This is a genomic window from Pedococcus dokdonensis (genome assembly GCF_900104525.1).
Classification (GTDB): domain Bacteria; phylum Actinomycetota; class Actinomycetes; order Actinomycetales; family Dermatophilaceae; genus Pedococcus; species Pedococcus dokdonensis.
The window spans coordinates 2,543,785-2,566,864 of sequence record NZ_LT629711.1 but is presented as its reverse complement, the minus strand read 5'-3'; the positions used below and the strand labels follow the sequence as shown (position 1 = coordinate 2,566,864).

At 71.9% G+C, this 23,080-nt stretch carries 21 protein-coding genes; 12 read left to right on the top strand and 9 right to left on the bottom strand.

What is annotated here, in order from left to right; all coding sequences use genetic code 11:
* The first annotated feature begins 48 nt into the window (after positions 1-48).
* Entirely contained in the window at positions 49-1,020 is a 972-nt protein-coding gene (locus BLQ34_RS12020) for a hypothetical protein (RefSeq protein WP_091785760.1), read from the top strand.
* Positions 1,021-1,131: 111 nt separating this feature from the next.
* A complete protein-coding gene (locus BLQ34_RS12015; RefSeq protein ID WP_091785758.1) occupies positions 1,132-2,061 on the top strand; it encodes an aldose 1-epimerase family protein in 930 nt (309 codons plus the stop codon).
* Here the strand turns inward: BLQ34_RS12015 and BLQ34_RS12010 are convergent.
* Positions 2,013-3,332: an MFS transporter gene (locus tag BLQ34_RS12010; protein ID WP_231961073.1), complete on the bottom strand. Its 1,320-nt coding sequence runs from the start codon at positions 3,330-3,332 to the stop codon at positions 2,013-2,015. The genes BLQ34_RS12015 and BLQ34_RS12010 overlap by 49 nt on opposite strands.
* 155 nt (positions 3,333-3,487) lie before the next feature.
* Here BLQ34_RS12010 and BLQ34_RS19435 point away from each other — a divergent pair, with 155 nt between their 5' ends.
* Both BLQ34_RS19435 and BLQ34_RS12000 read left to right on the top strand, forming a co-directional pair.
* Positions 3,488-3,883, top strand: coding sequence for a cold-shock protein (locus tag BLQ34_RS19435; protein ID WP_091785752.1), 396 nt, complete (start codon positions 3,488-3,490; stop codon positions 3,881-3,883).
* Entirely contained in the window at positions 3,883-4,620 is a 738-nt protein-coding gene (locus BLQ34_RS12000) for a DUF3027 domain-containing protein (protein ID WP_091785749.1), read from the top strand. The genes BLQ34_RS19435 and BLQ34_RS12000 overlap by 1 nt, the downstream gene beginning before the upstream one ends.
* 107 nt (positions 4,621-4,727) lie before the next feature.
* Here the strand turns inward: BLQ34_RS12000 and BLQ34_RS11995 are convergent, their stop codons facing one another.
* Positions 4,728-4,982, bottom strand: coding sequence for a DUF2530 domain-containing protein (locus BLQ34_RS11995; RefSeq protein WP_091785746.1), 255 nt, complete (start codon positions 4,980-4,982; stop codon positions 4,728-4,730).
* Between the two features lie 54 nt (positions 4,983-5,036).
* Between BLQ34_RS11995 and BLQ34_RS11990 the strand changes: the two genes are divergently transcribed.
* The 3 genes from BLQ34_RS11990 (at position 5,037) to BLQ34_RS11980 (ending at position 8,545) form a co-directional block, all read left to right on the top strand.
* Positions 5,037-6,548, top strand: coding sequence for an NCS2 family permease (locus tag BLQ34_RS11990; RefSeq protein WP_091785743.1), 1,512 nt, complete (start codon positions 5,037-5,039; stop codon positions 6,546-6,548).
* Positions 6,549-6,683: 135 nt separating this feature from the next.
* The gene (locus BLQ34_RS11985) at positions 6,684-7,697 is read left to right on the top strand and encodes an ATP-binding cassette domain-containing protein (protein WP_091785740.1); all 1,014 of its coding nucleotides are present in this window, start codon (positions 6,684-6,686) and stop codon (positions 7,695-7,697) included.
* A complete protein-coding gene (locus tag BLQ34_RS11980) occupies positions 7,694-8,545 on the top strand; it encodes an ABC transporter permease (protein WP_091785737.1) in 852 nt (283 codons plus the stop codon). The genes BLQ34_RS11985 and BLQ34_RS11980 overlap by 4 nt, the downstream gene beginning before the upstream one ends.
* 128 nt (positions 8,546-8,673) lie before the next feature.
* Here the strand turns inward: BLQ34_RS11980 and BLQ34_RS11975 are convergent, their stop codons facing one another.
* Positions 8,674-11,793 carry a BTAD domain-containing putative transcriptional regulator gene (locus BLQ34_RS11975; RefSeq protein WP_172829398.1) on the bottom strand — a complete coding sequence of 1,040 codons (3,120 nt, stop codon included), beginning with the start codon at positions 11,791-11,793 and terminating at the stop codon, positions 8,674-8,676.
* Positions 11,794-11,934: 141 nt separating this feature from the next.
* On the opposite strand from BLQ34_RS11975, the gene BLQ34_RS11970 reads away from it, so the two are divergent.
* Positions 11,935-12,402 (top strand): MarR family winged helix-turn-helix transcriptional regulator, encoded by a 468-nt coding sequence (locus tag BLQ34_RS11970; protein ID WP_197674696.1) that lies wholly within the window; start codon positions 11,935-11,937, stop codon positions 12,400-12,402.
* Positions 12,399-13,697, top strand: a complete 1,299-nt coding sequence (locus BLQ34_RS11965) for an MFS transporter (protein ID WP_091785732.1) — start codon at positions 12,399-12,401, stop codon at positions 13,695-13,697. Before BLQ34_RS11970 ends, BLQ34_RS11965 begins: the two co-directional genes overlap by 4 nt.
* 255 nt (positions 13,698-13,952) lie before the next feature.
* On the opposite strand, the gene BLQ34_RS19160 is transcribed toward BLQ34_RS11965, so the two are convergent.
* From BLQ34_RS19160 to BLQ34_RS11950, 3 genes are all read right to left on the bottom strand, one after another.
* A complete protein-coding gene (locus tag BLQ34_RS19160; protein ID WP_197674695.1) occupies positions 13,953-15,206 on the bottom strand; it encodes a lytic transglycosylase domain-containing protein in 1,254 nt (417 codons plus the stop codon).
* A gap of 209 nt (positions 15,207-15,415) precedes the next feature.
* A complete protein-coding gene (serC, locus tag BLQ34_RS11955) occupies positions 15,416-16,537 on the bottom strand; it encodes a phosphoserine transaminase (protein ID WP_091785726.1) in 1,122 nt (373 codons plus the stop codon).
* 127 nt (positions 16,538-16,664) lie between these two features.
* Positions 16,665-17,762 carry a citrate synthase 2 gene (locus tag BLQ34_RS11950; protein ID WP_091785723.1) on the bottom strand — a complete coding sequence of 366 codons (1,098 nt, stop codon included), beginning with the start codon at positions 17,760-17,762 and terminating at the stop codon, positions 16,665-16,667.
* A gap of 109 nt (positions 17,763-17,871) precedes the next feature.
* Here BLQ34_RS11950 and BLQ34_RS11945 point away from each other — a divergent pair, with 109 nt between their 5' ends.
* A complete protein-coding gene (locus tag BLQ34_RS11945) occupies positions 17,872-18,465 on the top strand; it encodes a pentapeptide repeat-containing protein (protein WP_172829397.1) in 594 nt (197 codons plus the stop codon).
* A gap of 45 nt (positions 18,466-18,510) precedes the next feature.
* Here BLQ34_RS11945 and BLQ34_RS11940 read toward each other — a convergent pair whose 3' ends face one another.
* Complete coding sequence (locus BLQ34_RS11940; protein ID WP_091785721.1) at positions 18,511-19,341, bottom strand: NYN domain-containing protein; 831 nt, start codon at positions 19,339-19,341, stop codon at positions 18,511-18,513.
* Between the two features lie 130 nt (positions 19,342-19,471).
* Between BLQ34_RS11940 and BLQ34_RS11935 the strand changes: the two genes are divergently transcribed.
* Entirely contained in the window at positions 19,472-20,749 is a 1,278-nt protein-coding gene (locus BLQ34_RS11935; protein WP_091785718.1) for an MFS transporter, read from the top strand.
* A 141-nt stretch (positions 20,750-20,890) separates the two neighbouring features.
* Here BLQ34_RS11935 and BLQ34_RS11930 read toward each other — a convergent pair whose 3' ends face one another.
* Complete coding sequence (locus BLQ34_RS11930) at positions 20,891-21,796, bottom strand: oxygenase MpaB family protein (protein ID WP_172829396.1); 906 nt, start codon at positions 21,794-21,796, stop codon at positions 20,891-20,893.
* Complete coding sequence (locus BLQ34_RS11925) at positions 21,793-22,194, bottom strand: hypothetical protein (RefSeq protein WP_091785715.1); 402 nt, start codon at positions 22,192-22,194, stop codon at positions 21,793-21,795. Before BLQ34_RS11925 ends, BLQ34_RS11930 begins: the two co-directional genes overlap by 4 nt.
* Positions 22,195-22,355: 161 nt before the next feature.
* Here BLQ34_RS11925 and pdxH point away from each other — a divergent pair, with 161 nt between their 5' ends.
* Positions 22,356-23,036: a pyridoxamine 5'-phosphate oxidase gene (pdxH, locus tag BLQ34_RS11920; protein WP_091785712.1), complete on the top strand. Its 681-nt coding sequence runs from the start codon at positions 22,356-22,358 to the stop codon at positions 23,034-23,036.
* Positions 23,037-23,080: the final 44 nt, after the last annotated feature.

The following is a 23,080-nucleotide window of genomic DNA, read 5'->3' as shown; positions in this document are numbered from 1 at the left end:
CCACGCACAGGCTCGTCAAGCACACTTGTGGCAACGAGAGGAGGCGCCATGTCGGAGCCGACCGGACCCAGCAAGCCGCGCACCCCCAAGGGGTCGTCAAAGCCGCAACCCGCCTCGCCGGACGTCGCCGCAGGCGGCGACGCCGCGACCGCGTCCCAGCCCTCGACCCCGCTTCAGCCACCGGCCGACGCTCCGACAGCCGCCATCCCCGCCGCGACGCAGCCGATGCCGGCAGCCGCCGCCCCAGCGGCACCCGCGGCGGCCGGACCCGCTGCTGCCGCGGCCGGACCGGCCCGCGCCCAGGCCGCCGCCGCCGGGCCACCGCCTGGCCAGCCCCCAGCCCCGCCCACCGGGCCACCTGCCGCAGGACCGGCCGGTCCGGGCGGTCCGCCGCCGAAGGGGCCCGGGCTGTGGCGGCAGGCGACCTCGACCACCGGCGGCCTGATCGCCGTGGTCGTCGCCAGCGCGCTGACTGCCCTGCTCGTGCTCGGTGCGGTCGGCACCGTGGCCCTGGTGGCCGTGCGCGCTTCCCAGGACGACCACCCGCGGATGGAGCGGGTGCGCAACGACCGTCAGGGGCTGCCCCCGGGCCAGCAGCGCAAGCTCGACCGGATGCCGCAGGGCCCCGGCCAACGGGGTCAGGGCAACGGAAACGGGAACGGGAACGGCAAGGGCCTCCCAGAGCGACCCGGCATGGGCAACGGGCTCGGCAACGGCAGCGGCAACGGCATGGGTCAGCTGATGCGCGGTGCGATGGGACTCGGCGACGTCCAGCACGGCGAGTTCACCGTGCAGCAGGACGGCAAGGCCGTCGTGATGACGCTGCAGCGCGGGTCGGTCACCAAGGCCACCGACACGGCCGTGACGGTCAAGAGCGACGACGGCTTCACCGCGACCTACGCCATCGACGACGACACGAGGGGCCGCACCCAGGCGCTCACCGCGGGTGACACGGTGCTGGTGGTCGCCGAGAAGACCGGCGGCAAGGCGGTCATGATCACCGGGACCCGCAAGGGCTGAACGCTCCACGCACTGAGGACACGCCACGCCGGGCCAGCGACGGTCATCGAGCCCTCGGGCCGGCGCGTCGTGTCCTCGGTCCGGAGGGGCGGAGGGCACTAGCGTGAGCGCGTGACGATCTCCCCCAGCGGCGAGCAGTGGACCATCCGACAGGGGCGCCAGGAGGCCACCGTCGTCGAGGTCGGCGGCGGCCTGCGCACCTACCGTGTCGACGGCACCGACGTCCTGGCCGGCTACGCCGAGGACGAGGTATGCCGGGCCGGTCGGGGTCAGGTGCTGATGCCGTGGCCCAACCGGATCCGCGACGGGAAGTACGCCTTCGGCGGTGCCGAGCTCCAGCTCGGTCTCAGCGAGGCCGCGCTGCACAACGCCAGCCACGGGCTCGTGCGGTGGGCCACCTGGCAGCTGCACTGGCACGACGACGACTGGTCGGCCCTCACCGTGCGCACCCGGCTGCATCCCCAACCGGGGTGGGACGGCATCCTCGACCTCAGCGTCAACTATGTCCTCGAGAGCGACGGTCTGGTCGTCAGCGTGCACGCGACCAACGTCGGCGACCGGCCGGCACCCTTCGGCTTCGGGGCGCACCCCTACGTGGCGCTCGGTGCCACGCCGCTGGCCGCGGTCGAGCTGAGCATCCCGGCTGCGACCGAGGTGCTGGTCGACGAGCAGCTGATCCCGACCGGGACGGCAGCGGTGCGGACCGCCACCGACTTCCGCGACCGCCGTCCGCTGGGCGACACCGCCCTCGACACGGCCTTCACCGAGCTCACCCGCACCCGGCCCGACGGAGCCTGGCAGGTGGTCGTCGGCGGCCTCGAGCACGGCGACGTGACGGTCTGGGGCGACGCGGCTCTCGACTGGGTGCAGGTCTTCACCGCGAAGGGCAAGGACTCCTGGGTGGACGGCGTGCGCGGCATCGCGGTGGAGCCGATGTCGTGCCCCGCCAACGCCTTCAACAGCGGTGACGGGCTGGTCGTGCTCGAGCCCGGTCAGTCCTGGACGGCCCGCTGGGGGATCGAACCGGCCGCGCTCGGCTGATCCTCCTCCTGGAGGCCGTTCACGAACGGCGTGATCCGACGCTCGAGGGTCAGTGACAACACCACCATGACCGCGCAGCCCGCCACGATCATCGCCACGAACGCCGTCGACCACCGGTGGTTGAGCATGAACCCGGCGACGACCGGCCCCAGGATGGTGCCGGCCTGGAACGCGCCGGCGTTGACCGCGTTGTAGCGGCCGCGGAGGTGGTCGGGCGCCATGTCGTTGGTGATCGCGGGGATGGTCGGCTGGAGCAGGGTCTCGCCGAGCGCGAAGAGCGCGTGGAAGAGCAGCACGCCCGCGGAGGCCGCCCACGTGCCGCTGACCTGCCCGGTGAGGCCGAGCACGACCCACGCCACGGACCAGAGGGCGACCATGACGAGGAGCACCCGGGTGCGCCGCTTGCCGCTGATCCGCTTCAGCACGAAGAACTGGAGCCCGACGATGACGGCGGTGTTGATCGCGAACGCGAACCCGATCACCCCGGTCGAGACACCGCTGACCTGCCGCGCGAACGCGGGGAACCCGGCCTCCATCTGGCCGTAGCCGACGAAGACCCCGAGGAAGGTCAGCAGGGTCAGCCACACCACAGCCGGCTTGCGTAGGATGGTGAGGTAGGAGCCCTCGCCGACCTCGGCGTCGGCAGGCTTGTCGGCGCGGCCGTGGACGTGGCGCAGCGGCCCCAGCAGCAGCCCGATCGGGACCAGCATGCTGGCCGCGTCAGCCAGGAAGATCACGCTGAACGACGTGGGGTCGTCGACGTCGGCGTAGAGGCCGCCGATCACGCCGCCGAGCCCGATGCCCAGGTTGACCAGCGCGAAGTTGATGCCGAAGTACTGCTGCCGCGCCTGGCCGGACACCACCGAGGCGACCAGGGCGTTGAAGGCCGGCCACGAGACCCCGAAGTTGAACCCGATGAACAGGAAGCCGACGGCGAACAGCAGGGGCGTGGTGGCAAAGGCCAGCACCACGCAGCCGATGAGCTGCGCCGACGTGGCCCACAGCAGCATGGTGCGGGCACCCAGCCGGTCGGTCAGTGCACCCGCCGGGCCGGTCACCGCCAGCGCGACCACCGCGATGAACGCCATCAGCAACCCGGCGAGGTCGAGCGAGATGCCACGCACCTCGTGGATGTAGATCACCGTGAACGGCAGGGTCAGGCCACGGCCCAGGGTCTGCACCGCCACCGTCGAGAGCAGCCACCGCCCGGCAGGTGGCAGGGCCGCCCAGAACTCGCGGATGCCGTGCCCCGACGTCGACTGCTCACTCACCGGTCGATCCTCCCGCACGCCACCGACAGCGGTCACCCGGGTTTCCCGCGCGGCCGGCCCCGACGGCATACGGCACAAGGATTTGGACCGCTCCGTTAGCCTTGCGAGTGCGCAAAGGCGCACCCCACACACTTTTCGAGGCAAGAGGAAGTCAAGTGCCCACTGGCAAGGTCAAGTGGTACGACGCGGAGAAGGGCTTCGGCTTCATCTCCGACGACGACGGAAGCGACGTGTTCCTGCACGCGAACGCGCTTCCCGAGGGCGTGTCCACGCTCAAGGGCGGCACCCGCGTGGAGTTCAGCGTGGCCGAGGGCCGGCGGGGCACGCAGGCCCTGCAGGTCACCCTGCTCGAGGCCGCCCCCACGGTCAGCGCCGGCAAGCGCGAGGCCTCGCGCAAGTCCCCCGAGGACCTCGCGCCGCTCGTCGAGGACGCCATCAAGCTGCTCGACAACGCGTCGAACTCGCTGCGTCGCGGCCGTCGTCCCGAGAAGGACCACGCCACCAAGCTGGCCGCCGTCCTGCGCTTCCTCGCCGACCAGATCGAGCCCTGATGCCCACCTTCAAGGCGGACGCCGTCCTGACCGCAGCCGTCGACCTCGCGCGCGAGGCCGCCGAGTCGATCGCCGAGCGCGGCACCGTCGGGGACCACCTCGGCATGGAGATGGTAGACGAGCGGCTGGCCACGCACTACTTCGCCTGCACCGCCGGCGCCTACCCGGGCTGGCGCTGGGCGATCACCGTCGCCCGCGTGCCGCGCGGCAAGACCGCGACAATCTGCGAGACCAACCTCGTGCCGGGCGAGGGTGCGTTGCTCTCACCCGAGTGGCTCCCGTATGCCGAGCGGCTGGCTCCCGGTGACCTCGGCGCCGGCGACGTGCTCCCCTACAAGGAGGACGACCCGCTGCTGGAGGCCGGGTTCGAGGCGACCGGCGACGAGGAGGTCGACGAGCTCGCCGCGTACGAGCTGGGACTCGGCCGCAAACGGGTCCTGTCGGCCGAAGGACGCGAGGCCGCGGCGCAGCGCTGGTACGAGGGCGAGAACGGCCCCCACGCCGCCGTCGCCGAGAAGGCCTCGGCGCCGTGCTCGACCTGTGGCTACTTCCTCCCGATGGCAGGTGCACTCCGGTCTTTTTTCGGCGTGTGCGCCAACGCCTGGTCTCCCTCCGACGGTCGCGTCGTGAGCCTTGACCACGGCTGCGGCGCCCACTCCGAGGTCGACGCCGAGCCGGTCGAGCCGCTGATGACCGGCACCCCGATCGTCGACGAGATCGCCTACGACCTCGTCTGAGCCCGACGCTGACGCAGGAGGGCGCCACCGCGCCGACGGCGCCGCAGCGCCGACGGTGTCGGCGGTGTCGGCGGTGCCGACGGTGCCGACGGTGCCGACAGGGGGAGCTACTTGGCGCCGGCGGCGTTGCCGCGGCCGCGGCGGACGTAGGAGTACCCGAGCAGGCCGAGCAGGATCCCGGCGACCGGGACCCAGGGCCACCAGTCGCGCTCTCCCTCGTGCAGGGCGGGCACCGCGAGGATCACGACGAGTGCCGCGACCCAGCCGAGCTCACCCCAGAGGACGACCCGGGCGGTGCTGACGGCGAGGGGCTGGAGCTCCTCCGCGGTGCGCTCCGGGGCCCGCTCCTGCGACTCGTCCATCCGGGCAGCGTAGCCTTCACGATTCGGGATCACGCAGGCCCTACCCTGCTGCCCATGGCCAAGCCCTCATCCCCGCCCAAGGCGGCGCAACGTCCCTCCCCGGCCCGGGCCGGCGGACTCGACGGCTTCTTCCGGATCACCGAGCGTGGCTCGACCGTCTCCCGCGAGGTCCGCGGCGGTCTGGTCACGTTCTTCACGATGGCCTACATCGTGGTCCTCAACCCGCTGATCATCGGCACCCAGCAGGACGGCTCGGGCAGCTTTCTCGGTGGCGGCGACATCGTCAAGGCGCAGACCCTCGTCGCCGCGGGCACGGCCCTCGTCGCGGGCGTGATGACGCTGCTCATGGGCATCGTCGCGAACTACCCGCTCGCGCTCGCCACCGGGCTCGGCCTCAACGCGTTCGTCACCTTCGGCATCGCCAAGCTGCCCGAGATGACCTGGGCCGACGCCATGGGCCTGATCGTCATCGAGGGCGTGATCATCCTCGTGCTCGTGCTGACCGGCTTCCGCCAGGCCGTCTTCAAGGCGATCCCGGGCCAGCTGAAGACCGCGATCTCGGTCGGCATCGGCCTGTTCATCACGATCATCGGCCTGGTCGACGCCGGCTTCGTGCGCCGCACCGGCGCCGGCCCGGTCCCGGTCGAGCTCGGCATCGGCGGAAACCTCAACGGCTGGCCGCTGCTCGTGTTCGTCATCGGGTTCATCGCGATCGTCGTGATGATGGTCCGCAAGGTGAAGGCCGCGATCCTCTACGGCATCCTCGGCGGCACGGTCCTGGCGATCATCGTGGAGGCGATCGGCAAGATCGGCGGCCAGTTCGACGGCACCGGCAAGTTCGTCAACCCGGCCGGCTGGGGCCTGAACGTGCCCGCGCTGCCCGACCAGGTGCTCGACGTGCCCGACTTCTCCCTGATCGGCGACTTCAACCTGCTCGGCTCGTTCGACAAGCTCGGCTTCGTGGCGGCGCTGCTGCTGGTCTTCACCCTGCTGCTCGCCGACTTCTTCGACACCATGGGCACGATGGTCGCGGTCGGTGCCGAGGGTGGCCTGCTCGACGAGCACGGCAACCCGCCGAACTCCGACAAGATCCTGCTCGTCGACTCGGTCGCCGCGATCGCCGGTGGTGCCGGCTCGGTCTCGTCGAACACGTCCTACATCGAGTCCGCCGCCGGTGTCGGCGAGGGCGCCCGCACCGGTCTGGCATCGGTCGTCACCGGCGTGATGTTCCTGCTCGCGACCTTCCTCGCCCCCCTGGTCAAGGTGGTCCCCTACGAGGCGGCCACCCCGGCCCTCGTGGTCGTCGGCTTCCTGATGATGCAGCAGGTCAAGGGCATCGACTGGGACGACCTCGACATCGCCATCCCGGCGTTCCTCACGATCGTGCTCATGCCGTTCACCTACTCGATCACCGTGGGCATCGGCGCCGGCTTCGTCATGTACACCCTGATCAAGGTGGTGCGCGGCAAGGCCTCGGTCATCCACCCGCTGCTGTGGACGGTGTCCGCGCTGTTCGTCATCTACTTCGCGATCACCCCGATCAAGGAGGTCCTCGGCGTCGGCTGACGCCGCAGGCAACCACCTGGGTATGCCGCGTGGTCCCCGTGTGGGGGCCACGCGGCATACCTGTGTCGGGAGTCGTGAAACCGCGCGAGGCCACCGTGAAACCACCGTGTAGGCGGGCGCGCGCAGGCTGGGCGCATGAACTCCACCGACACACTCGCAGTCAACGCCAGGGGACTGGTGAAGACGTTCGGCGACCAGCGCGCCGTCGACGGGATCGACCTCGAGGTCCGCCGCGGCGAGGTCTTCGGCGTCCTCGGACCCAACGGCGCCGGCAAGACCACCATGCTCAAGATGCTCGCCACCCTGCTGCCGGTCGACGGCGGCACCGCCGAGGTGTTCGGGCACGACGTCCGCAAGGACGGCCACGTCGTCCGCCAGCTGCTCGGCGTCACGGGGCAGTACGCCTCGGTCGACGAGAACCTCACCGCCACCGAGAACCTCATCCTCTTCGGCCGGCTCCAGGGCCTCAGCCGTGCCGACTCGCGCCGCCGGGCGGGTCACCTGCTCGAGCAGTTCGACCTGACCGAGGCGGCCACCAAGGCGATCAGCGCGTTCTCCGGAGGCATGCGGCGCCGGCTCGACCTGGCCGCCAGCCTGATCACCCGGCCGCCGCTGATCTTCCTCGACGAGCCGACCACCGGCCTCGACCCGCGCACCCGCGGGCAGATGTGGGACACCATCCGCGAGCTCGTCACCGAGGGTTGCACCGTCCTGCTGACCACGCAGTACCTCGACGAGGCCGACCAGCTGGCCGACCGCATCGCGGTCATCGACCGTGGCGTCAAGGTCGCGCAGGGCACCTCCGACGAGCTCAAGTCGTCGGTCGGCCGCAGCTCCCTGGTGCTGCACCTCGCGGACCGCGACGACCTGGACGCGGCTGCTGCCACCGCCCGTCGCCTGGTCGGCGAGGAGGCCGTGCCGTCGCCCGAGGCGCGCCGGCTGGCCGTGCCGCTCGAGCGCAGCGACCAGGCCGTCGACGTGCTCGTCGCACTGCGCGAGCAGGGCGTCGGCATCGAGTCGCTCACCGTGCAGAAGCCCTCCCTCGACGAGGTGTTCATGGCCCTGACCGGCCACGGCACCGAGGAGCCCTCCGACACGGAGCCGTCCGACCACAGGGAAACCACGAGCGAGCTGGAGGCCGCATCATGACCACCACCACGACCACCCCCACCCCCGCCACCGCCGCTGCCGCCGTCGCGCTGGTCCTCCCAGGCGCAGACCTGACGCGGCACGTGTCGCTCGCCCAGACGTTCTCCCAGACCGGGACGATGGCCTGGCGCGCGACGGTGAAGATGCGCCGCAACTTCGAGCAGCTCTTCGACGTGACCATCCAGCCGTTGCTGTTCACCGCGATGTTCGCCTACATCTTCGGCGGGGCGATCAGTGGCAGCGTCAAGGACTACCTGCCCACCATCATCACCGGCCTGATCGGCCAGACCGTGCTCACCGCCTGCGTCGCCACCGGTGTGCAGCTGCGCGAGGACATGGACAAGGGCGTCTTCGACCGGTTCAAGGTGCTGCCGATCGCGCGGACCGCCCCGCTGGCCGGGCCGATGGTCGCCGACCTGATCCGTTACGCGATTGCGTCGACCCTGACCTTCGCGACGGGCTTCGCGATGGGGTACCGGCCCGGCGGCGGGTTCTTCGGGGTGCTGGGCGCCATCCTGCTGGCGATGCTCGCGGGCTGGTCGCTGGCGTGGATCTTCACCTGGTTCGGGACGATCGGCAAGACCGCGCAGGGCGTGCAGGGTGTCTCGCTGATGGTGATGTTCCCGCTGACCTTCCTGTCCAACGCGTTCGTCCCGACGACGACGATGCCGTCCTGGCTCCGGGCCTTCGCCGACGTCAACCCGGTCAGCCACGTCATCTCCGCGATCCGAGACCTCGCCAACGACGGCGCCGTCACCGCCGAGGTCGGCTGGGCGGTGCTCGGCCTGGCCGCGGTCATCGCGATCTTCGCGCCGCTCTCGGTCCGGAGCTTCAACCGGAAGATGTGAGCGCGAGCCCGCCGCCCGACATACCCGCGGTGCACGAACCTTTGCTAGCAAAGGTTCCGGTGTGACGGACAGGTTGCAACCTGTCCTTCACCAAGTTTCCTTTGCTAGCAAAGGTTCCTGCTGGGGCGTCAGGGTGAGGTGAGCGACCGAAGCAGGTCCACCGCCTCCGGCACGAGGTCCGGTCCGGGCCGCCCGGCATACTCCGCGAGGAGCACGTCGAGGCGACCGGGCCGGACCTCGTCGGCGAGGGCGACGAACCGGTCCCAGCGCACCGACGGCAGCGACTGGTTGTAGGCCCAGGTCCGGGCGATCGCCATCAGCCGCAGCGCGGTCTCCTCGCGGCCGGTGCCGCCGTGCCGCAACGCCCAACCCCCCACGGCCACCAGCCCCACCCCGCCGAGCGGCAGGTCGTCGAGCGGCAGGGCCGGGCCGGGGTTGCCCGGCACCGGTCCCAGCACCAGCTCGGCGAGCTGGTCGGCCCTCTGGTCGGGTCCGGACGTCGTGTGGAGCACGTGGGCGCCCAGGGCTCCCGAGGCTGCGATCAGCACCCACGGTGTCAGGGCACCGGACCAGCCGGGGATCTCGACCATCACCTCACTGAGGGCGCGGTCGTAGGCCGCGAAGCCGGCCTCGAGGTCGCCCCGCGCCAGGGCCAGCTCGGCGCGGGCGGCCGCCAGCAGCATGCGGGAGCCGAGCTGACCGCCTTCCGAGGCGTCACCGACGTCGGCGAGCATCCGCTCGCAGCCATCGAGGTCGCCGTCGAGCAGGAGCGACACCGCCGTGGTGAACCGCAGGGCGCTGGCATCGTCGTAGGCGTGCAGCCGCATCAGGGTCGGCCAGGCGAGCTCGGCGTGGTGCGCCGCGAGGTGGTGGTCGCCCTCGTAGCTGGCGAGCTGCGACAGCTCGGAGTGCAGGGACGCCTCGACGTATGGGGTCAGCTCGGCGCCCTCGAGCGCCCGCAGGGTGTGCGCGCGGGCCTGGGCGACGTCACCGTCGTTCTCGGCCATGATCGCGGCCCACATCAGCAGCATCGCGGAGTTCTGGGGCTCGGTCTCGGCGTCGGCCAGGTCGACCAGCCGCTGGGCGGCATCGCGGTCGTCGTGCACCACGAACATCGCCCGCGCGGCACGGGCCCACGCCGACGTCGGCTCGCCCCAGGACGCGACCGCGTCGCGCAGGTCGCTGCTGTCGCGACCGGGGATCCAGTTGAGGTGCACCAGCAGCAGCGCGGCGGCGACGAAGCCGGCCTCGCGGGCGCGGTCGTCCTCGGGCGTCCACCACGACAGGAGCGTCGCGGCGGCGTCGGCGACCGCGAAGATGCGGGCGTGGTTGCCGGTGATGGTCCACAGCGCCCCGAGGCTCCCGAGCAGCTCGGCCATGGTGACGGGGTCGTCGTCGGCGACGGCCCGACGCAGCACGTCGGTGAGGTTGTTCTCCTCGGCGAGCAGGGCCTCGACGCTCTCCACCTGCTTGGGCGCGAAGAACACATCGCCATGGGCGGCGACCAGCTCGAGCGCCCAGTCCCGTTGCCGTGCCAGCGCCTCGTCTTGCCGCCCCGCCTCGACCAGCCGGGCCGCGGCGAACTCGCGGATCGTCTCGAGCATCCGGAACCGCGTGCCGTCGCCCTCGTCGTCGACGGTCACGATGGACTGGTCGACGAGCGCCTCCACGAGGTCCATCGAGGCCGGGCCGAGCACCGAGCGGGCGGTGGCCGCGTCGAACCCGTCGTGGAAGACCGACATCGTCGCCGCTGCGTCGCGCTCACCGTCGCCGAGCAGGTCCCAGGACCAGCCGATGACTGCGGTCAGGGTGCGGTGCCGCTCGGGGGCGGCCCGGTCGCGGCTGCGCAGGAGCCCGAACCGGTCGTCGAGCGCCGCCCGGATCTCCTCGACCGACATGGTGCGGACCCGCGCCGCCGCGAGCTCGATCGCGAGGGGGAGCCCGTCGAGCCGTTCCACGACGGCGGCCACGCCCGCGGGGTCGAGCCGGGCATCGGGCCGGACCGCGCGCGCCCGGCGCCCGAACAGGTCGGCGGCGTGGTCGGGGGCCAGCTGGGTGAGCGGCACCACGCGTTCGGCCGCGATCCGCAACGGTGCGCGGCTCGTCGTGAGCACGCTGAGGTCGCGGGTCGTCACGAGCAGGAAGGCCACCAGTCCCGCCGCGGCCTCGAGTACGTGCTCGCAGTTGTCGAGGACGAGCAGGGTCGGGCCACTGTCGAGCTCCTGCGCGATCCGCCCTCGGACGTCGGCCTGCTGCGCTGGTGTCAGCGCGTGCCGGGTGGTCACCGAACCGCGGATTCCCAGGGCGGCGCCGACCTCGGCCACGACGTCGTCACCCGACGCGACGCCGACGAGCTCGACGACGTGCACCCGCGGCTGGGGGGCCTCGCGGGCCAGGACGTGCACGATGCGGGTCTTGCCGATGCCGCCGGGGCCGAGCACCGTGGTCAGCCGTCCGGTCGCCAGCGCGGTCCGCAGCCGGCCGAGGTCCTCGTCACGACCGAGCAGGTCGTCGGTGTCGTAGTGCACGCCGGTGTGCACCGGCGCGTCGGCGGCGAGCAGCTCGCGGTGGATCCGCTGCAGTGCCGGGTCGGGCTCGACTCCCAGCCGGTCGGCCACATCGGCCCGGTATGCCGCGTAGCGGCTCAGTGCCGCAGCGACGCCTGACGTCTCGCGCTCGGCCCGCAGCAGGGCGGCCAGCACGGCGGTGTCGTCGGGCGACCGCTCCTGCAGCCTGGCCAGCAGCGGCACGGCTTCGGCGGGGGACCCGCTGCGGGCCAGGGCGAGCGCGAGCACGCGGTCAGCGCCACGCAGGTCCTCGGCCGCCCGGTCGCGCAGCTCGGCGAGCGGCCCCGGCGCGCCGGGCTCGCCCACGGTGCGCTGGCGCGCGAGCCGGGCGAGCGCCTCCGCCGCGGCCGTGTCGCCGGCATCGAGCCGGTGCCGCGCACCGGTCAGCTGGTCGTGCGCCACCCAGGCGTCGACCTCGTCGGCGTCGACGCCGAGCCGGTAGCCCCCGTCGTGGCGCACCACCAGCCGCCGGTCGAGCGATCGGAGCCGGGACACGAGCACCTGCAGCGCCTTGGTCGGCTTCGCCGGTGGCTCGTCGCCCCAGACCTCCTCGACGAGCCGTTCGTCGGGCAGTCCGTGCGGATGAGACGCCAGGGTCGCGAGCAGCGCGGCAAGCCGGTCGCCGGGGATCGGTGCGTCATCCCAGGTGACCCGGTCGAGGAGGCGCAGCCGGACGGGCACGACGCCAACCCTATTGCGCGGCATACCCCTCCCGCCTCGGCCGGCCACTGGCCCGCGCCTTCCACCAGGGTCACTGGGTGAGACCGAAATACTTAGCACAGGTAATGAGTTATGCTAAGTATCGACCTAGGAGAGATGCCCATGACCCCACCGCCCGCCCGCGCCCGACGCGGTGCCGACGCCGGTCTCTCGCCCTCCGCGGTCTCCGCCCTCGCCGGTGAGCTCCGTCTCGCCTGCATGCGCATCTCCCGCCGTGTGCGGTTCGAGAGCACGCATGTTGTTGCGCCGCACCAGTTCTCGGTGCTCTGCCGCCTCGAGGAGGCGCCGCGCACCCCTGGCGAGCTCGCGGAGATCGAGAAGGTGAGCGCCCCCAGCATGACCCGCACGGTGGCCGCCCTCGTCGAGCGTGGCCTCGTCGAGCGCACCGCCGACCCCGCGGACCGCCGCCAGGTGATCCTGTCGCTCACCCGCGACGCCACCAGCCTGCTCAAGGACATCCGCCGCAAGCGCGACGCCTGGATGTCGGTGCGCGTCGGTCACCTCACCGCCGAGGAGCAGGACATCCTGCGCCAGGCGTCCGCGATCCTCACCCGGGTGGCCAACGAGTGAGCCCCACCTTCTCCTCCCTCGGCGTCCGCAACTACCGCGTCTACGCGACTGGTGCGTTCGTCTCCAACATCGGCACCTGGATGGGCCGGGTCGCGCAGGACTGGCTGGTACTCACCGAGCTGACCAACCACTCGTCCTCGGCGCTCGGCATCGTCACGGGCCTGCAGTTCCTGCCCTTCCTGCTGCTCGCCCCGTGGGCCGGGATGATCGCGGACCGCTACCCCAAGCGCCGGATCCTCGCTGTCACCCAGACCTCGCTCGCCCTGTCGTCCCTCGTCCTCGGCCTGCTCGTCGTCACCGGCACGGCGCAGCTGTGGATGGTCTACGGCATCGCGCTCTTCACCGGGATCGCCACCGCGGTGGACAACCCGGCCCGGCAGACGTTCGTCTCCGAGATGGTGCCGCGCGACCGGCTGGCCAACGCCGTGTCGCTCAACAGCGCCTCGTTCAACGCCGGCCGGCTGATCGGCCCCGGCGTGGCCGGCCTGACCATCGCCGGGTTCGGCACCGGGTGGACCCTGATGCTCAACACCCTGACCTTCGTGGCGGTGCTGCTGGCCCTTGCCTCGATGCGACGCAGCGAGCTGCGTCCCGCGCCGGCGCTGGCCCGCGGCAAGGGTGCCATCCGCGAGGGCGTGGCCTACGTCCGGAGCCGTCCCGACATCCAGCTGGTCATGCTGCTCGTCTTCGTGCTCGGCACCTTCGGGATGAACTTCCAGATCACCACCGCGCTGATGGCGACCAAGGAGTTCGGCAAGGGCCCGGAGGAGTACGGGCTGCTCGGCTCGATCATGGCGATCGGCTCGCTCACCGCCGCCCTGCTCTCGGCCCGACGTGCCAAGCCGCGCCTGCGCATCCTGCTCGTCGCGCTGGTCGGCTTCACCCTGTCCACCGGCCTGGCCGCCGTGGCGCCCAGCTACCCGCTCTTCGCGCTCTCCCTCGTGCCGGTCGGCCTGTCCGCCCTCACTGCGCTCACCACCGCCAACGCCATGGTGCAGCTGAGTGTCGACCCCGCCATGCGGGGCCGGGTGATGGCTCTCTACATGGCGATCTTCATGGGTGGGACGCCGCTCGGCGCCCCCCTGATCGGCTGGATCGGCGACGTGTCGGGTCCGCGCTGGACCATCGCGATCGGCACCATCGCCGTCGGCCTCACCCTCGTGGTGGTGTCGATCTGGACGGCCAGGCACGAGAATGTGCAGGTGAGCTACGAGTCGCAGCGCCGCCCGCGCCTCCGGATCCGCACGCTCCCGCAGCCTGAGGTGTCCGAACCGGTGCCCGAGGTGGCCCGGTGACGCGCCGATGACCCCGGTCTTCCGCCGGCGCGTGACCATCGCGGTGCTGGTCATCGTGGTGGCCGCCGCGGTCGTGGCGAGCTTCGTCCGCTAGCCGGCCTCGCGGCATACCCGCTGCCGTCCTCGCGTCGCTATCTCATGCAAAAGGCGAGTTAGCGCCGGGGGACGGCGGCGCTAACTCGCCTTTTGCATGAGATTGCGTCGCTCAACGCGGTGGGGTGCGGTGGGGGGCTGGTCGGCGGTCGCCCTGGACGGTCAGGAGTGCAGGGTGCAGAGGACGACGACGCCGAGGACGTTGAGCACGGGGTCATAGCCGGTGGGGCACTTGCCGCCGACGGGGAGCACCTGCAGCGGCAGGGCGGGCGTCGTCGGGGTGGGCGTCGGCGTGGTGCTCGGTTGCGGGGTCGACGACGTCGGGGTCGGGGTCGAGCCGGTGATCCCGCCGACGATGCCACCCACCACGCCACCGACCACGTCCGTCACGCCGCCACCGCTGGTCGAGGACGGCGTGGGCGTCGGGGTGGCCGAGCCACCCGTGCCGCCGCCCGTCCCGCTGCCGGGCTTGGTCGAGCCGCCCTTGCCGGGCTTGCTGCCCGGCTTCGGCGCAGGCTTCGACGCCGCCACCGGGTCGTAGGTCGCCATCGGTCGAGGCTCACCCGACGGCAGGAACGGCGAGTCGCTGCGCTGCCCCGCGGTGAGGTCGGACGCCGGCACCACGGTGTAGCCGCCGCGGTAGCCGGCCGCGATCGCCAGCACCTGGTCGGCGTAGGCGTCGCTGTGGTTGTAGCGGAGCACGGCCGAGCGAGCGCCCGGCTCGGTGCTCAGGTCACCGGGGCCGGAGCAGAGGTAGACCGCGGTGGCCGTCGCGGCGTCGGCGATGTTCTGGGGGTCCTTGCGGCCGTCGCCGTTGGCGTCGACACCCACCACCCGCCAGGTCCCCGGGATGAACTGCATCGGGCCGACCGCGCGGTCCCACGTGGCGTCGCGGTCGTAGCTGCCGCCGTCGGTGTCGCTGATCCTCGCGGTGTTGTTCTGGCCGTTGAGGGGTATGCCGTAGATGCCCGGGCGGACCGTGCCGTCACGGTCGATGCCGTTCCCGCCGTAGCGGCCGTGGTTGGACTCGACCTTGCCGATGGCTGCGATCAGCGCCCAGTCGATCCGGCACTCGGCGTCGGCCGCGTCGACGATGGTGGCCGCGCGTCGGTAGGCGTCGAGGGCCGCTGCGGGGATGCCGTTGGCACTCATCGAGGAGGGGAGCCCGGCACCCTGGTAGAGCGGGGTCGGCTCCGCCTCGTCGGGGGCCGGCAGCTCGGGGAGCGAGGGCAGCTCGGGCGCGTCGAGGTGCTGCAGCGCGGTGTCCGGGACGGTGACCAGTGGCGCGGAGTCGGCGACGATGTCGGTCGCCGGGTTGCCGCCCGTCGTGGCGAGCGCGATCCCGCTCGCGACGAGGACGATGGCAGGAACGGCTCCGGCAGCAGTCCGCCACGGCAGTCGCATCGTGCGTGTCATCGTCCGGCTCTCCTCGACCTCGTCGTCGTCACGCCTCTCGGCGTGCCACCCCGCTCACACGAGGGTCAACGAGCGGTTCGGCTCGAGGTTACGCGCGGCCAACGCCTGAAAGTGCCTGTTTCAGCACGCAAAACGGCAGTTGCGTCGCAAATCGACCGGTTATTTCTGCCGGGAAGTGTGCGCAACTGCCGTGTTGCGGGTGCGGGCGGTCAGCCCACAACGTGCTCGATGCACGCAATCAGGGCCGAGACGTCCTCGGGGTCGACCGCGGGGAACGTCGCGACGCGCAGTTGGTTGCGGCCCAGCTTGCGGTAGGGCTCGACGTCGACGACGCCGTGCGCCCGCAGCGTCTTGGCGACCGCACTCGCGTCGACCTCGTCGGCGAAGTCGATGGTCGCGACCACCTGCGAGCGCGCTCCCGGGTCGGCGACATAGGGCGAGGTGTATGCCGTGCGCTCGGCCCAGTCGTAGAGGCGTCCGCTGGAGTCGGCGGTGCGCTGCACGGCCCAGTCGAGCCCGCCCTGGCCGTTCAGCCAGTCGACCTGGCTGCGCAGCAGGGCGAGGGTGCCGAGGGCGGGGGTGTTGTAGGTCTGGTTCAGCCGGCTGTTGCTCACGGCCGTCGGCAGGCTGAAGAAGTCGGGCACCCAACGGCCGGACGCGGCGATCTCGTCGACCCGGGCGAGGGCCGCCGGCGAGAAGGCCGCCAGCCACAGCCCACCGTCGGCGGCGAAGCACTTCTGCGGGCCGAAGTAGTAGACGTCCGTCTCGGCGACGTCGACCGGCAGGCCGCCGGCGCCGGAGGTCGCGTCGATCAGCACCAGCGCTCCGTCGTCGGCGCCCTCGACCCGCTGCACCGGCGCCATCACGCCGGTCGAGGTCTCGTTGTGCGGCCACGCGTAGACGTCGACCCCGGCCTCGGCCTGCGGGGCGGCCAGGGTGCCCGGGTCGGCCTTGATGACGGTGGAGTCGCCGAGGAAGGGCGCGTTCTGGGTGACCGTCGCGAACTTCGACGAGAACTCGCCGAAGGCCAGGTGCTGGGCCCGCTCGCGCACCAGGCCGAACGCCGCGATGTCCCAGAACGCCGTCGAGCCGCCGTTGCCGAGGATGATCTCGTAGCCGTCAGGGAGGCTGAACAGCTCGGACAGGCCCTCGCGGACCGCCCCGACGAGGTCTCGGACCGGCGCCTGCCGGTGCGAGGTGCCGAGCAGGGTGGTGCCCAGGCTGGCGAGGTAGTCGACCTGCTCGGGCCGCACCTTGGAGGGCCCGGAGCCGAACCGGCCGTCCTTGGGCAGCAGGTCGGCGGGGATCGTGGGCGTCGCAGTCTCGGTCACGCGGTCAGTCTCTCACCCCGTCCCGAGGCGTGGGACGTGAGGTCCACCACCCGGACCGCTCGGGCAGCCCAGGTATGCCGCGGGGCTGAGCCAGCCACGCGGCATACCGCTCGGTCGTGCGCGGGCGTCAGCCCTGGTAGCCCTTCACGGCGTCGAGGCCACGCGGGCCCTCGCCGATGTAGCGCGAGCTCGGGCGGATCAGGCGGCCGGTCTTCTTCTGCTCGAGGACGTGCGCCGACCAGCCGGCGGTGCGCGCCGACACGAACAGCGGGGTCATCATGTCGCCCGGCACCTGCGCGAAGTCGAGCAGCACGGCAGCCCAGTAGTCGACGTTGGTCTCGAGGACGCGATCGGGCTGGCGCTCACGCAGCTCGGTGAGCGCGGCCTGCTCGAGCTCGAGCGCCACCTGGTAGCGCGGGGCACCGAGCCGCTCGCAGGTGTCGCGCAGGACAGCGGCGCGCGGGTCGTAGGCGCGGTAGACGCGGTGGCCGAAGCCCATCAGGCGCTCGCCGCGGTCGAGGACGCCCTTGACGTAGGCGCGGGCGTCACCGGTGCGCTCGACACCCTCGATCATGTGCTGTGCGCGCGAGGGGGCACCGCCGTGCAGCGGACCCGACAGCGCGCCGATCGCGCCGGACAGGCAGGCCGCGACGTCGGCGCCGGTCGAGGCGATGACGCGGGCGGTGAAGGTCGAGGCGTTCATGCCGTGCTCGGCCGCGGAGGTGAAGTAGGAGTCGATCGCCTCGACGTGCTTGGGGTCGGGCTCGCCGCGCCAGCGGATCATGAACCGCTCGACGATCGTCTTGCCCTCGTCGACGCGGGCCTGCGGCACCATCGGGCTGTGCTGGCCGTGGGCGGACTGGGCGATGAACGACAGGATCATCACCGACGCGCGGGCCAGGTCGTCACGCGCCTGCTCGGGGGAGATGTCGAGCAGCGGCTTGAAACCCCAGAGCGGCGCCAGCTGGGCGATCGCGGACTGCGCGTCGACGCGGATGTCGCCGGTGTGCACCGGCAGCGGGAACGGCTCGGCCGGCGGGAGGCCCGGGTCGAACTCGTTGTCGACCAGAAGTCCCCAGACCTGCCCGAAGCTGACCTTGCCGACCAGGTCCTTCAGGTCGACACCCCGATAGCGGAGCGCACCGCCTTCCTTGTCGGGTTCGGCGATCTCTGACTCGAAGGCGATGACGCCCTCGAGGCCCGGCTTGAAGTCGCTGTCGGACATCGGTGTCCTCTCGGCACTGGGGGATGGTCGGGGGCCGCCCGGTGGGGCGGCCGGAAACCTACTGGCGGGTTCATTCTGCACTGTCCGCCCGATGGGCCACCATGGACCGGTGCCCGGACCCCAGCTGAGACCTGAGACGGACTACGACGGAGAGGCCTTCGCCGACGGCCTCGATGGCGGGTCGGCCGGGGGCTCGCGGTTCCTCGAGTGCACCTTCCGCGGGTGCGACCTCAGTGAGCTCAAGGCGTCTCGCGCCCGGTTCTCCGAGACGAACCTGTATGCCGTGCACGGCGCCGGTCTCGACCTGGCCGAGTCAACGTGGGCCGACTGCGTCGTGCAAGGGGCGCGGCTCGGGGCGGTGGCGCTCTACGGGTCCGAGCTGGCGCGGGTGCGGTTCGAGGGGTGCAAGATCGAGTTCGCCAACTTCCGGGGGGCGACGCTGGTGGACGTGGAGTTCGTCGACTGCCAGCTCGTGGAGGCCGACTTCGCCGAGGCGAAGCTCACCCGCGTCTCGTTCGAGGGCTGCCGGCTGGTGTCGCCGGACTTCGGACGGGGCACGTTCAAGGACGTCGACCTCACCGGCGCCGACCTCGCCGGGCCGCGGGGTGTCGCCGGGCTGCGAGGAGCGACCGTGTCCGCACTCCAGCTGATCGACCTCGCCCCCGCGCTCGCCCACGAGCTCGGCCTCAAGGTCGCCGACTGACGTTTCTCACGGGTCCGGTCAGGGGCCGTCCCCGTCGCGCAGACCTCAGGACCTGCGGGCCTGCCGCTTGTCGCGGACGGACATCGAATTGCCCTCGGTGCGGACCTCGAAGAGCTCGGTGGCCTTGATCAGCTTGCTGAGTGACGCGTAGCCGTGGTTCCGCGAGTCGAACGACGACTGGTTGGAGATGCTGTTCCCGACCGCGCCGACGCTTGCCCAGCCGTCGTCGTCGGCGGCCCTCGAGACGGCGTTGCGGAGCAGCCGGACGAGCCCTCCGTCCTGCCGGAGCTCGGCCGTGCTGCGCCGGGCCGGGCTGGCTTCGGCCTTCGGTGTGGCCTTCGCCGCGGTCTTCTTCGCTGCCTTCTTCACCGGGCCCTTGACCGGTTCCGGGGCCGGTCCCGGGGCAGGTTCCCTGGCCGGCTCGGCCGCCTCCTCGTCGGGCTCGGCGAGCTGGTCCAGGAAGAGGAACGTGGTGCAGGCCGACCGGAACGGCTCGGGGGTCTTGCGCTCGCCGAACCCGTAGACGGCAGCGCCCTTCTCGCGCAGGTGCATCACCAGCGGGGTGAAGTCGGCGTCGGACGACACGATGCCGAAGGCGTCCGGGTGGTCGTTGTAGAGCAGCGCCATCGCGTCGACGACCATCGCCATGTCGCTGGCGTTCTTGCCACGGCTGTAGTCGTACTGCTGGACCGGACGGATCGCGCGGGGGTGGAGCACCTCGGCCCAGGGCTTCAGCCCGGCCTTGGTCCAGTTGCCGTACGCGCGGCGGATGCTGGTCTCGCCGTAGGCGCTGAGCTCGTTGAGGATCAGGTCGATCTTCGAGGCCGAGGAGTTGTCGGCGTCGATGAGCAGGGCGATCCGGGGGCGTGGGTCCATGGCCACGACGCTAACGGCACCGTGGGCCGCGGTCGCGCCTGCCCCGCCTGAGTCTTTGAAGGGTTGACCCCACCCAGGCGTGGTGAACCCTTCAAAGACCGTGGGGAGGGGGCGGCATACAGTCGACGTCGTGCCGTTGCTCCTCGACCTGACGCCGTTGCGGGAGAACGCGCCGTACCGGCGGCTGTATGTCGGGTTCACCCTCTCGAACGTCGGCTCCCAGCTCGCGGTGGTCGCCATCGGGCTGCAGGTCTACGACATCACCAGGTCGACGGCTGCGGTGGGCATCGTGGGGTTGTGCGCGCTGGTGCCGCTGGTCTTCATGGGTCTGTACGGCGGCGCGCTCGTCGACCACTTCGACCGGCGCAGGGTCGGGCTGATCGCGCAGGCGATCGCCTTCGTGTCGAGCATCCTCTGCGCGCTCCAGGCCTGGCTCGGCAACACCCACGTCTGGGTGCTCTATGCGTTGGTGGCGTTGTGGAACGGCGCGTTCGCCGTGTCGTCGCCCGCGCGGTCGTCGATCTATCCGCGCATCCTCCAGCGCGACCTGCTGCCCGCCGCCAACGCGCTGTCCGTCTTCGCGATGAACGCCTCGATGACGGTGGGCCCGCTGATGGCCGGCGTGCTGGTCGACTGGGGCGGCTTCAAGGCGGCGTACACGACCGACGCGATCATCACGACCGCCGCACTGTGGGGCCTGGCGAAACTGCCCTCGTTGCCGCCCGAGCCCGGCGAGGAAGGCGCGGCGCCGACCCGACCCGGTCTGAAGTCGGTGCTCGACGGGTTCGCTTTCCTGGCAACCAGACCCAACGTCCGCATGACCTTCGTCGCCGACATCTGCGCCATGCTCCTCGCCCAGCCGCGGGTGCTGTTCCCGGCGGCGGGCGCGGTGATCTTCGGCGGCGGCGCCAAGACCGTCGGCGCGCTGTCCGCCGCGGCCGCGGTGGGCGGGATCCTCGCGATGTTCTTCTCGGGTCAGCTCGGCCACGTGCGACGGCAGGGCCTGGCGATCCTGGTGTCGATCGTGGGCTGGGGGTTCGCGATCGCCGGGTTCGGTGCCGCGATGCTCGCGGCCGGTGGGGCGCTGTCGCGTGGCGCCGCCCTGTGGGTCGGCCTCGTCGCGATGGCGGTCGCCGGTGCGTCCGACTCGGTCAGCGCGGTGTTCCGCACGACGATCCTGCAGTCCGCCACCCCCGACCACCTGCGCGGCCGGCTGCAGGGCGTCTTCATCGTCGTCGTGGCGGGCGGCCCCAGGTTGGGGGAGATGGCCGGCGGTTTCCTGTCGCACGGCATCGGCGAGGCGCGCACCGCCGTCGTCGGTGGTCTCGCCTGCGTGCTCGCGATCGTCGTGCTCGCCCGGCTGCAACCCGGGTTCGTGCGCTACGACGCCCACCACCCGACGCCCTGAGCGGCCGCCGCTGTTCGCTGGCACTGGCGCTGGCGCTGAAGGAACCGGCCCATTGCCCGACTAGCCCGCGCCCAACGCCGCGAGGGCGCGAGAATCCCGGGCGATTGGCCGAGGCTCCTGGCCGCTGGTGGGTCGGGACGCTCAGACCGCGGTGCCGTGCCGTTGCGCAGCCTTGCGCCGCTCGTCGGTCGCGTCGGCCATCGCCCAGCGCACCGTCGAGGTCGCCACGCCCCCCAGCGGGCGGCCGACCAGCCGCTCGGTCACGGGCAGCCACGGCAGCCGCAACGGCCGCCTGGCCCACCGGGGGAGCATCGCCACGGCGCCCGCCGCCAACGCGGCATACCCGGGCTTGGCAGCGAGGGGGAGCGGTGGGTGGACGAGGAGGAATCGGGCCGCGTCGCGCGCCGCGGCGGTGGACTGCAGCTCGGGCCGGTAGGCGTCGATGGTCGCGGCCAGCGCCTCGACCGTGGTGGGCGGCTCGACCACGCCGAGCGCCGCGGCCACGAGTCCGCTCTGCTCGACGTAACGGTCGGCCTCCGCGTCGGTGAGGGGCTGCACTGCGTAGCGCTGGTAGGCGGTGAGGAAGCTGTCGGCCTCGGTGGCGTGCACCCAGGCCAGCAGGTGCGGGTCGCTCGCGGAGTAGGGGCGACCGTCCTCCGCCTTGCCGCGCACCCGCTCGTGGATCGACCGCACCCGGGCGATCTGCTCCTCGGCGTGCTCGATGGTGCCGAAGGTCGTGGTCGCGAGGAACTCGCTGGTGCGCTGGAGCCGTCCCCACGGGTCGCCCTTGTAGCCGGAGTGGCCCGCGACGCCGGCCATCGCCATCGGGTGCAACGACTGCAGCAGCAGCGCCCGGATGCCGCCGGGGAACATCGCCGCGTCGGCGTGCACCCGCCAGATCGGGTCGTCTGGGGTGAACCAGCGCGGACCCTTGGCGCCCCAGATCCGCTCGGCCTTGACCTGGGCGTCCTTCCCGGCGACCCGCGAGCGCAGCGCGGACGCCAGCTGCTTGCGGGCGCCGTCGGTCACCGGCGAGAGGGCGGTCACCGGGTGCGCTTCATCCTGCGTCGGGGCAGCTCCTTGAGCCGGGCGGCCGGGGTCTGGACGTCGGCGGGCCGCACCCGGGTGGACAGGTCGCTGTTGGCGATCAGCTCCGCGATCGGCGTCGTGGTGCTCGGGTGCGCGGCGATCGGGTCGTCACCCGCGAACACCACCCACACCGGCTCGCCATGATCGACCCGCGGGTCGAACGTCTTCAGGACGGTGCCCTCCCGCACCGTCGACGCGTGCTCGATCGCGCGTCGCTTCGCCTTCTGCCGGTCGAGCGCCGACTGGGCCGCCTTCATCGCGGGCTCCTTGGCCTGCTGGGCCAGCACGACGACGTGCGGGCCGTACTTCACGCCCCACTTCACGAGGTTGCCGACTGCCTTGCCTCTGCTGGGCATGCTGCCTCCCTGACTGGTCCGGCCTTCACCCTAACTCCGGGCGTAGCAGGAGATCAGAGGCAGCGGGCGCAGCAGGAGATCAGTGACTCCGGGCGTAGCAGGAGATCAGAGGCAGCGGGCGTAGCAGGAGAACAGAAACCTCGGACGCCTAGTCTTCGACCATGAGTGACGTACTGCGCACGGACTACACGGGTGAGGGCATCTCCGAGGCGGAGGTCGCCGCGACGCCGTGGGAGCAGGCGCGGCTGTGGGTCGACGACGCGGTCGCGCGGTCACGGGTGCAGGACGACGTGCCCGAGCCGTACGCCATCTCGGTCGCCACCGTCGACGGGGCCGGCCGACCGAACGTGCGGACCGTGCTGATGCGGTTCTTCGACGCGAACGGCCCCGGCTTCGTCACGGGCACCCAGTCCACCAAGGGGCTCGAGATCGCCGCGACCGGTGGCATCGCGGCCGCGCTCACCTGGCCGGCGATGTTCCGGGCGATCCGGTTCCGGGGGGTGGCCGAGCAGCTCTCCCGCGACGAGGTGGCCGGCTACTTCGGCTCACGTCCGTGGGCCTCGCGCATCTCGGCGTGGGCGTCGCGCCAGTCCCAGCCGATCGAGGGGCGGCAGGGGCTCGAGGACGCCTACGCGAGGTATGCCGCGCAGTTCCCCGACCACGGCGACCCCGCCGACGTGCCGGTCCCCGACTTCTGGGGTGGCTACCGGGTGGTCTGCGACGAGGTCGAGTTCTGGGGTGGTCGGCGCAACCGGCTGCACGACCGGCTGGTCTTCAGCCGCGTCGCGCCGGGCCCGCTGGACGAGGCCGACGCCTGGACCCTGAGCCGCCGCCAGCCCTGACCCCGCTTCCCGGTTCGAGGTGATATCCCACCGGAATCCGGAGG

Coding starts and splice junctions, on each gene's coding strand:
- BLQ34_RS11925 (WP_091785715.1), bottom strand. CDS start 22,194: ATGCCCAGCAGAGGCAAGGCAGTCGGCAACCTCGTGAAGTGGGGCGTG.
- BLQ34_RS11970 (WP_197674696.1), top strand. CDS start 11,935: ATGACCCCACCGCCCGCCCGCGCCCGACGCGGTGCCGACGCCGGTCTC.
- BLQ34_RS11985 (WP_091785740.1), top strand. CDS start 6,684: ATGAACTCCACCGACACACTCGCAGTCAACGCCAGGGGACTGGTGAAG.
- BLQ34_RS11980 (WP_091785737.1), top strand. CDS start 7,694: ATGACCACCACCACGACCACCCCCACCCCCGCCACCGCCGCTGCCGCC.
- BLQ34_RS11995 (WP_091785746.1), bottom strand. CDS start 4,982: ATGGACGAGTCGCAGGAGCGGGCCCCGGAGCGCACCGCGGAGGAGCTC.
- BLQ34_RS11940 (WP_091785721.1), bottom strand. CDS start 19,341: ATGGACCCACGCCCCCGGATCGCCCTGCTCATCGACGCCGACAACTCC.
- BLQ34_RS11990 (WP_091785743.1), top strand. CDS start 5,037: ATGGCCAAGCCCTCATCCCCGCCCAAGGCGGCGCAACGTCCCTCCCCG.
- BLQ34_RS11950 (WP_091785723.1), bottom strand. CDS start 17,762: ATGTCCGACAGCGACTTCAAGCCGGGCCTCGAGGGCGTCATCGCCTTC.
- BLQ34_RS19160 (WP_197674695.1), bottom strand. CDS start 15,206: ATGACACGCACGATGCGACTGCCGTGGCGGACTGCTGCCGGAGCCGTT.
- BLQ34_RS12000 (WP_091785749.1), top strand. CDS start 3,883: ATGCCCACCTTCAAGGCGGACGCCGTCCTGACCGCAGCCGTCGACCTC.
- pdxH (WP_091785712.1), top strand. CDS start 22,356: ATGAGTGACGTACTGCGCACGGACTACACGGGTGAGGGCATCTCCGAG.
- BLQ34_RS12020 (WP_091785760.1), top strand. CDS start 49: ATGTCGGAGCCGACCGGACCCAGCAAGCCGCGCACCCCCAAGGGGTCG.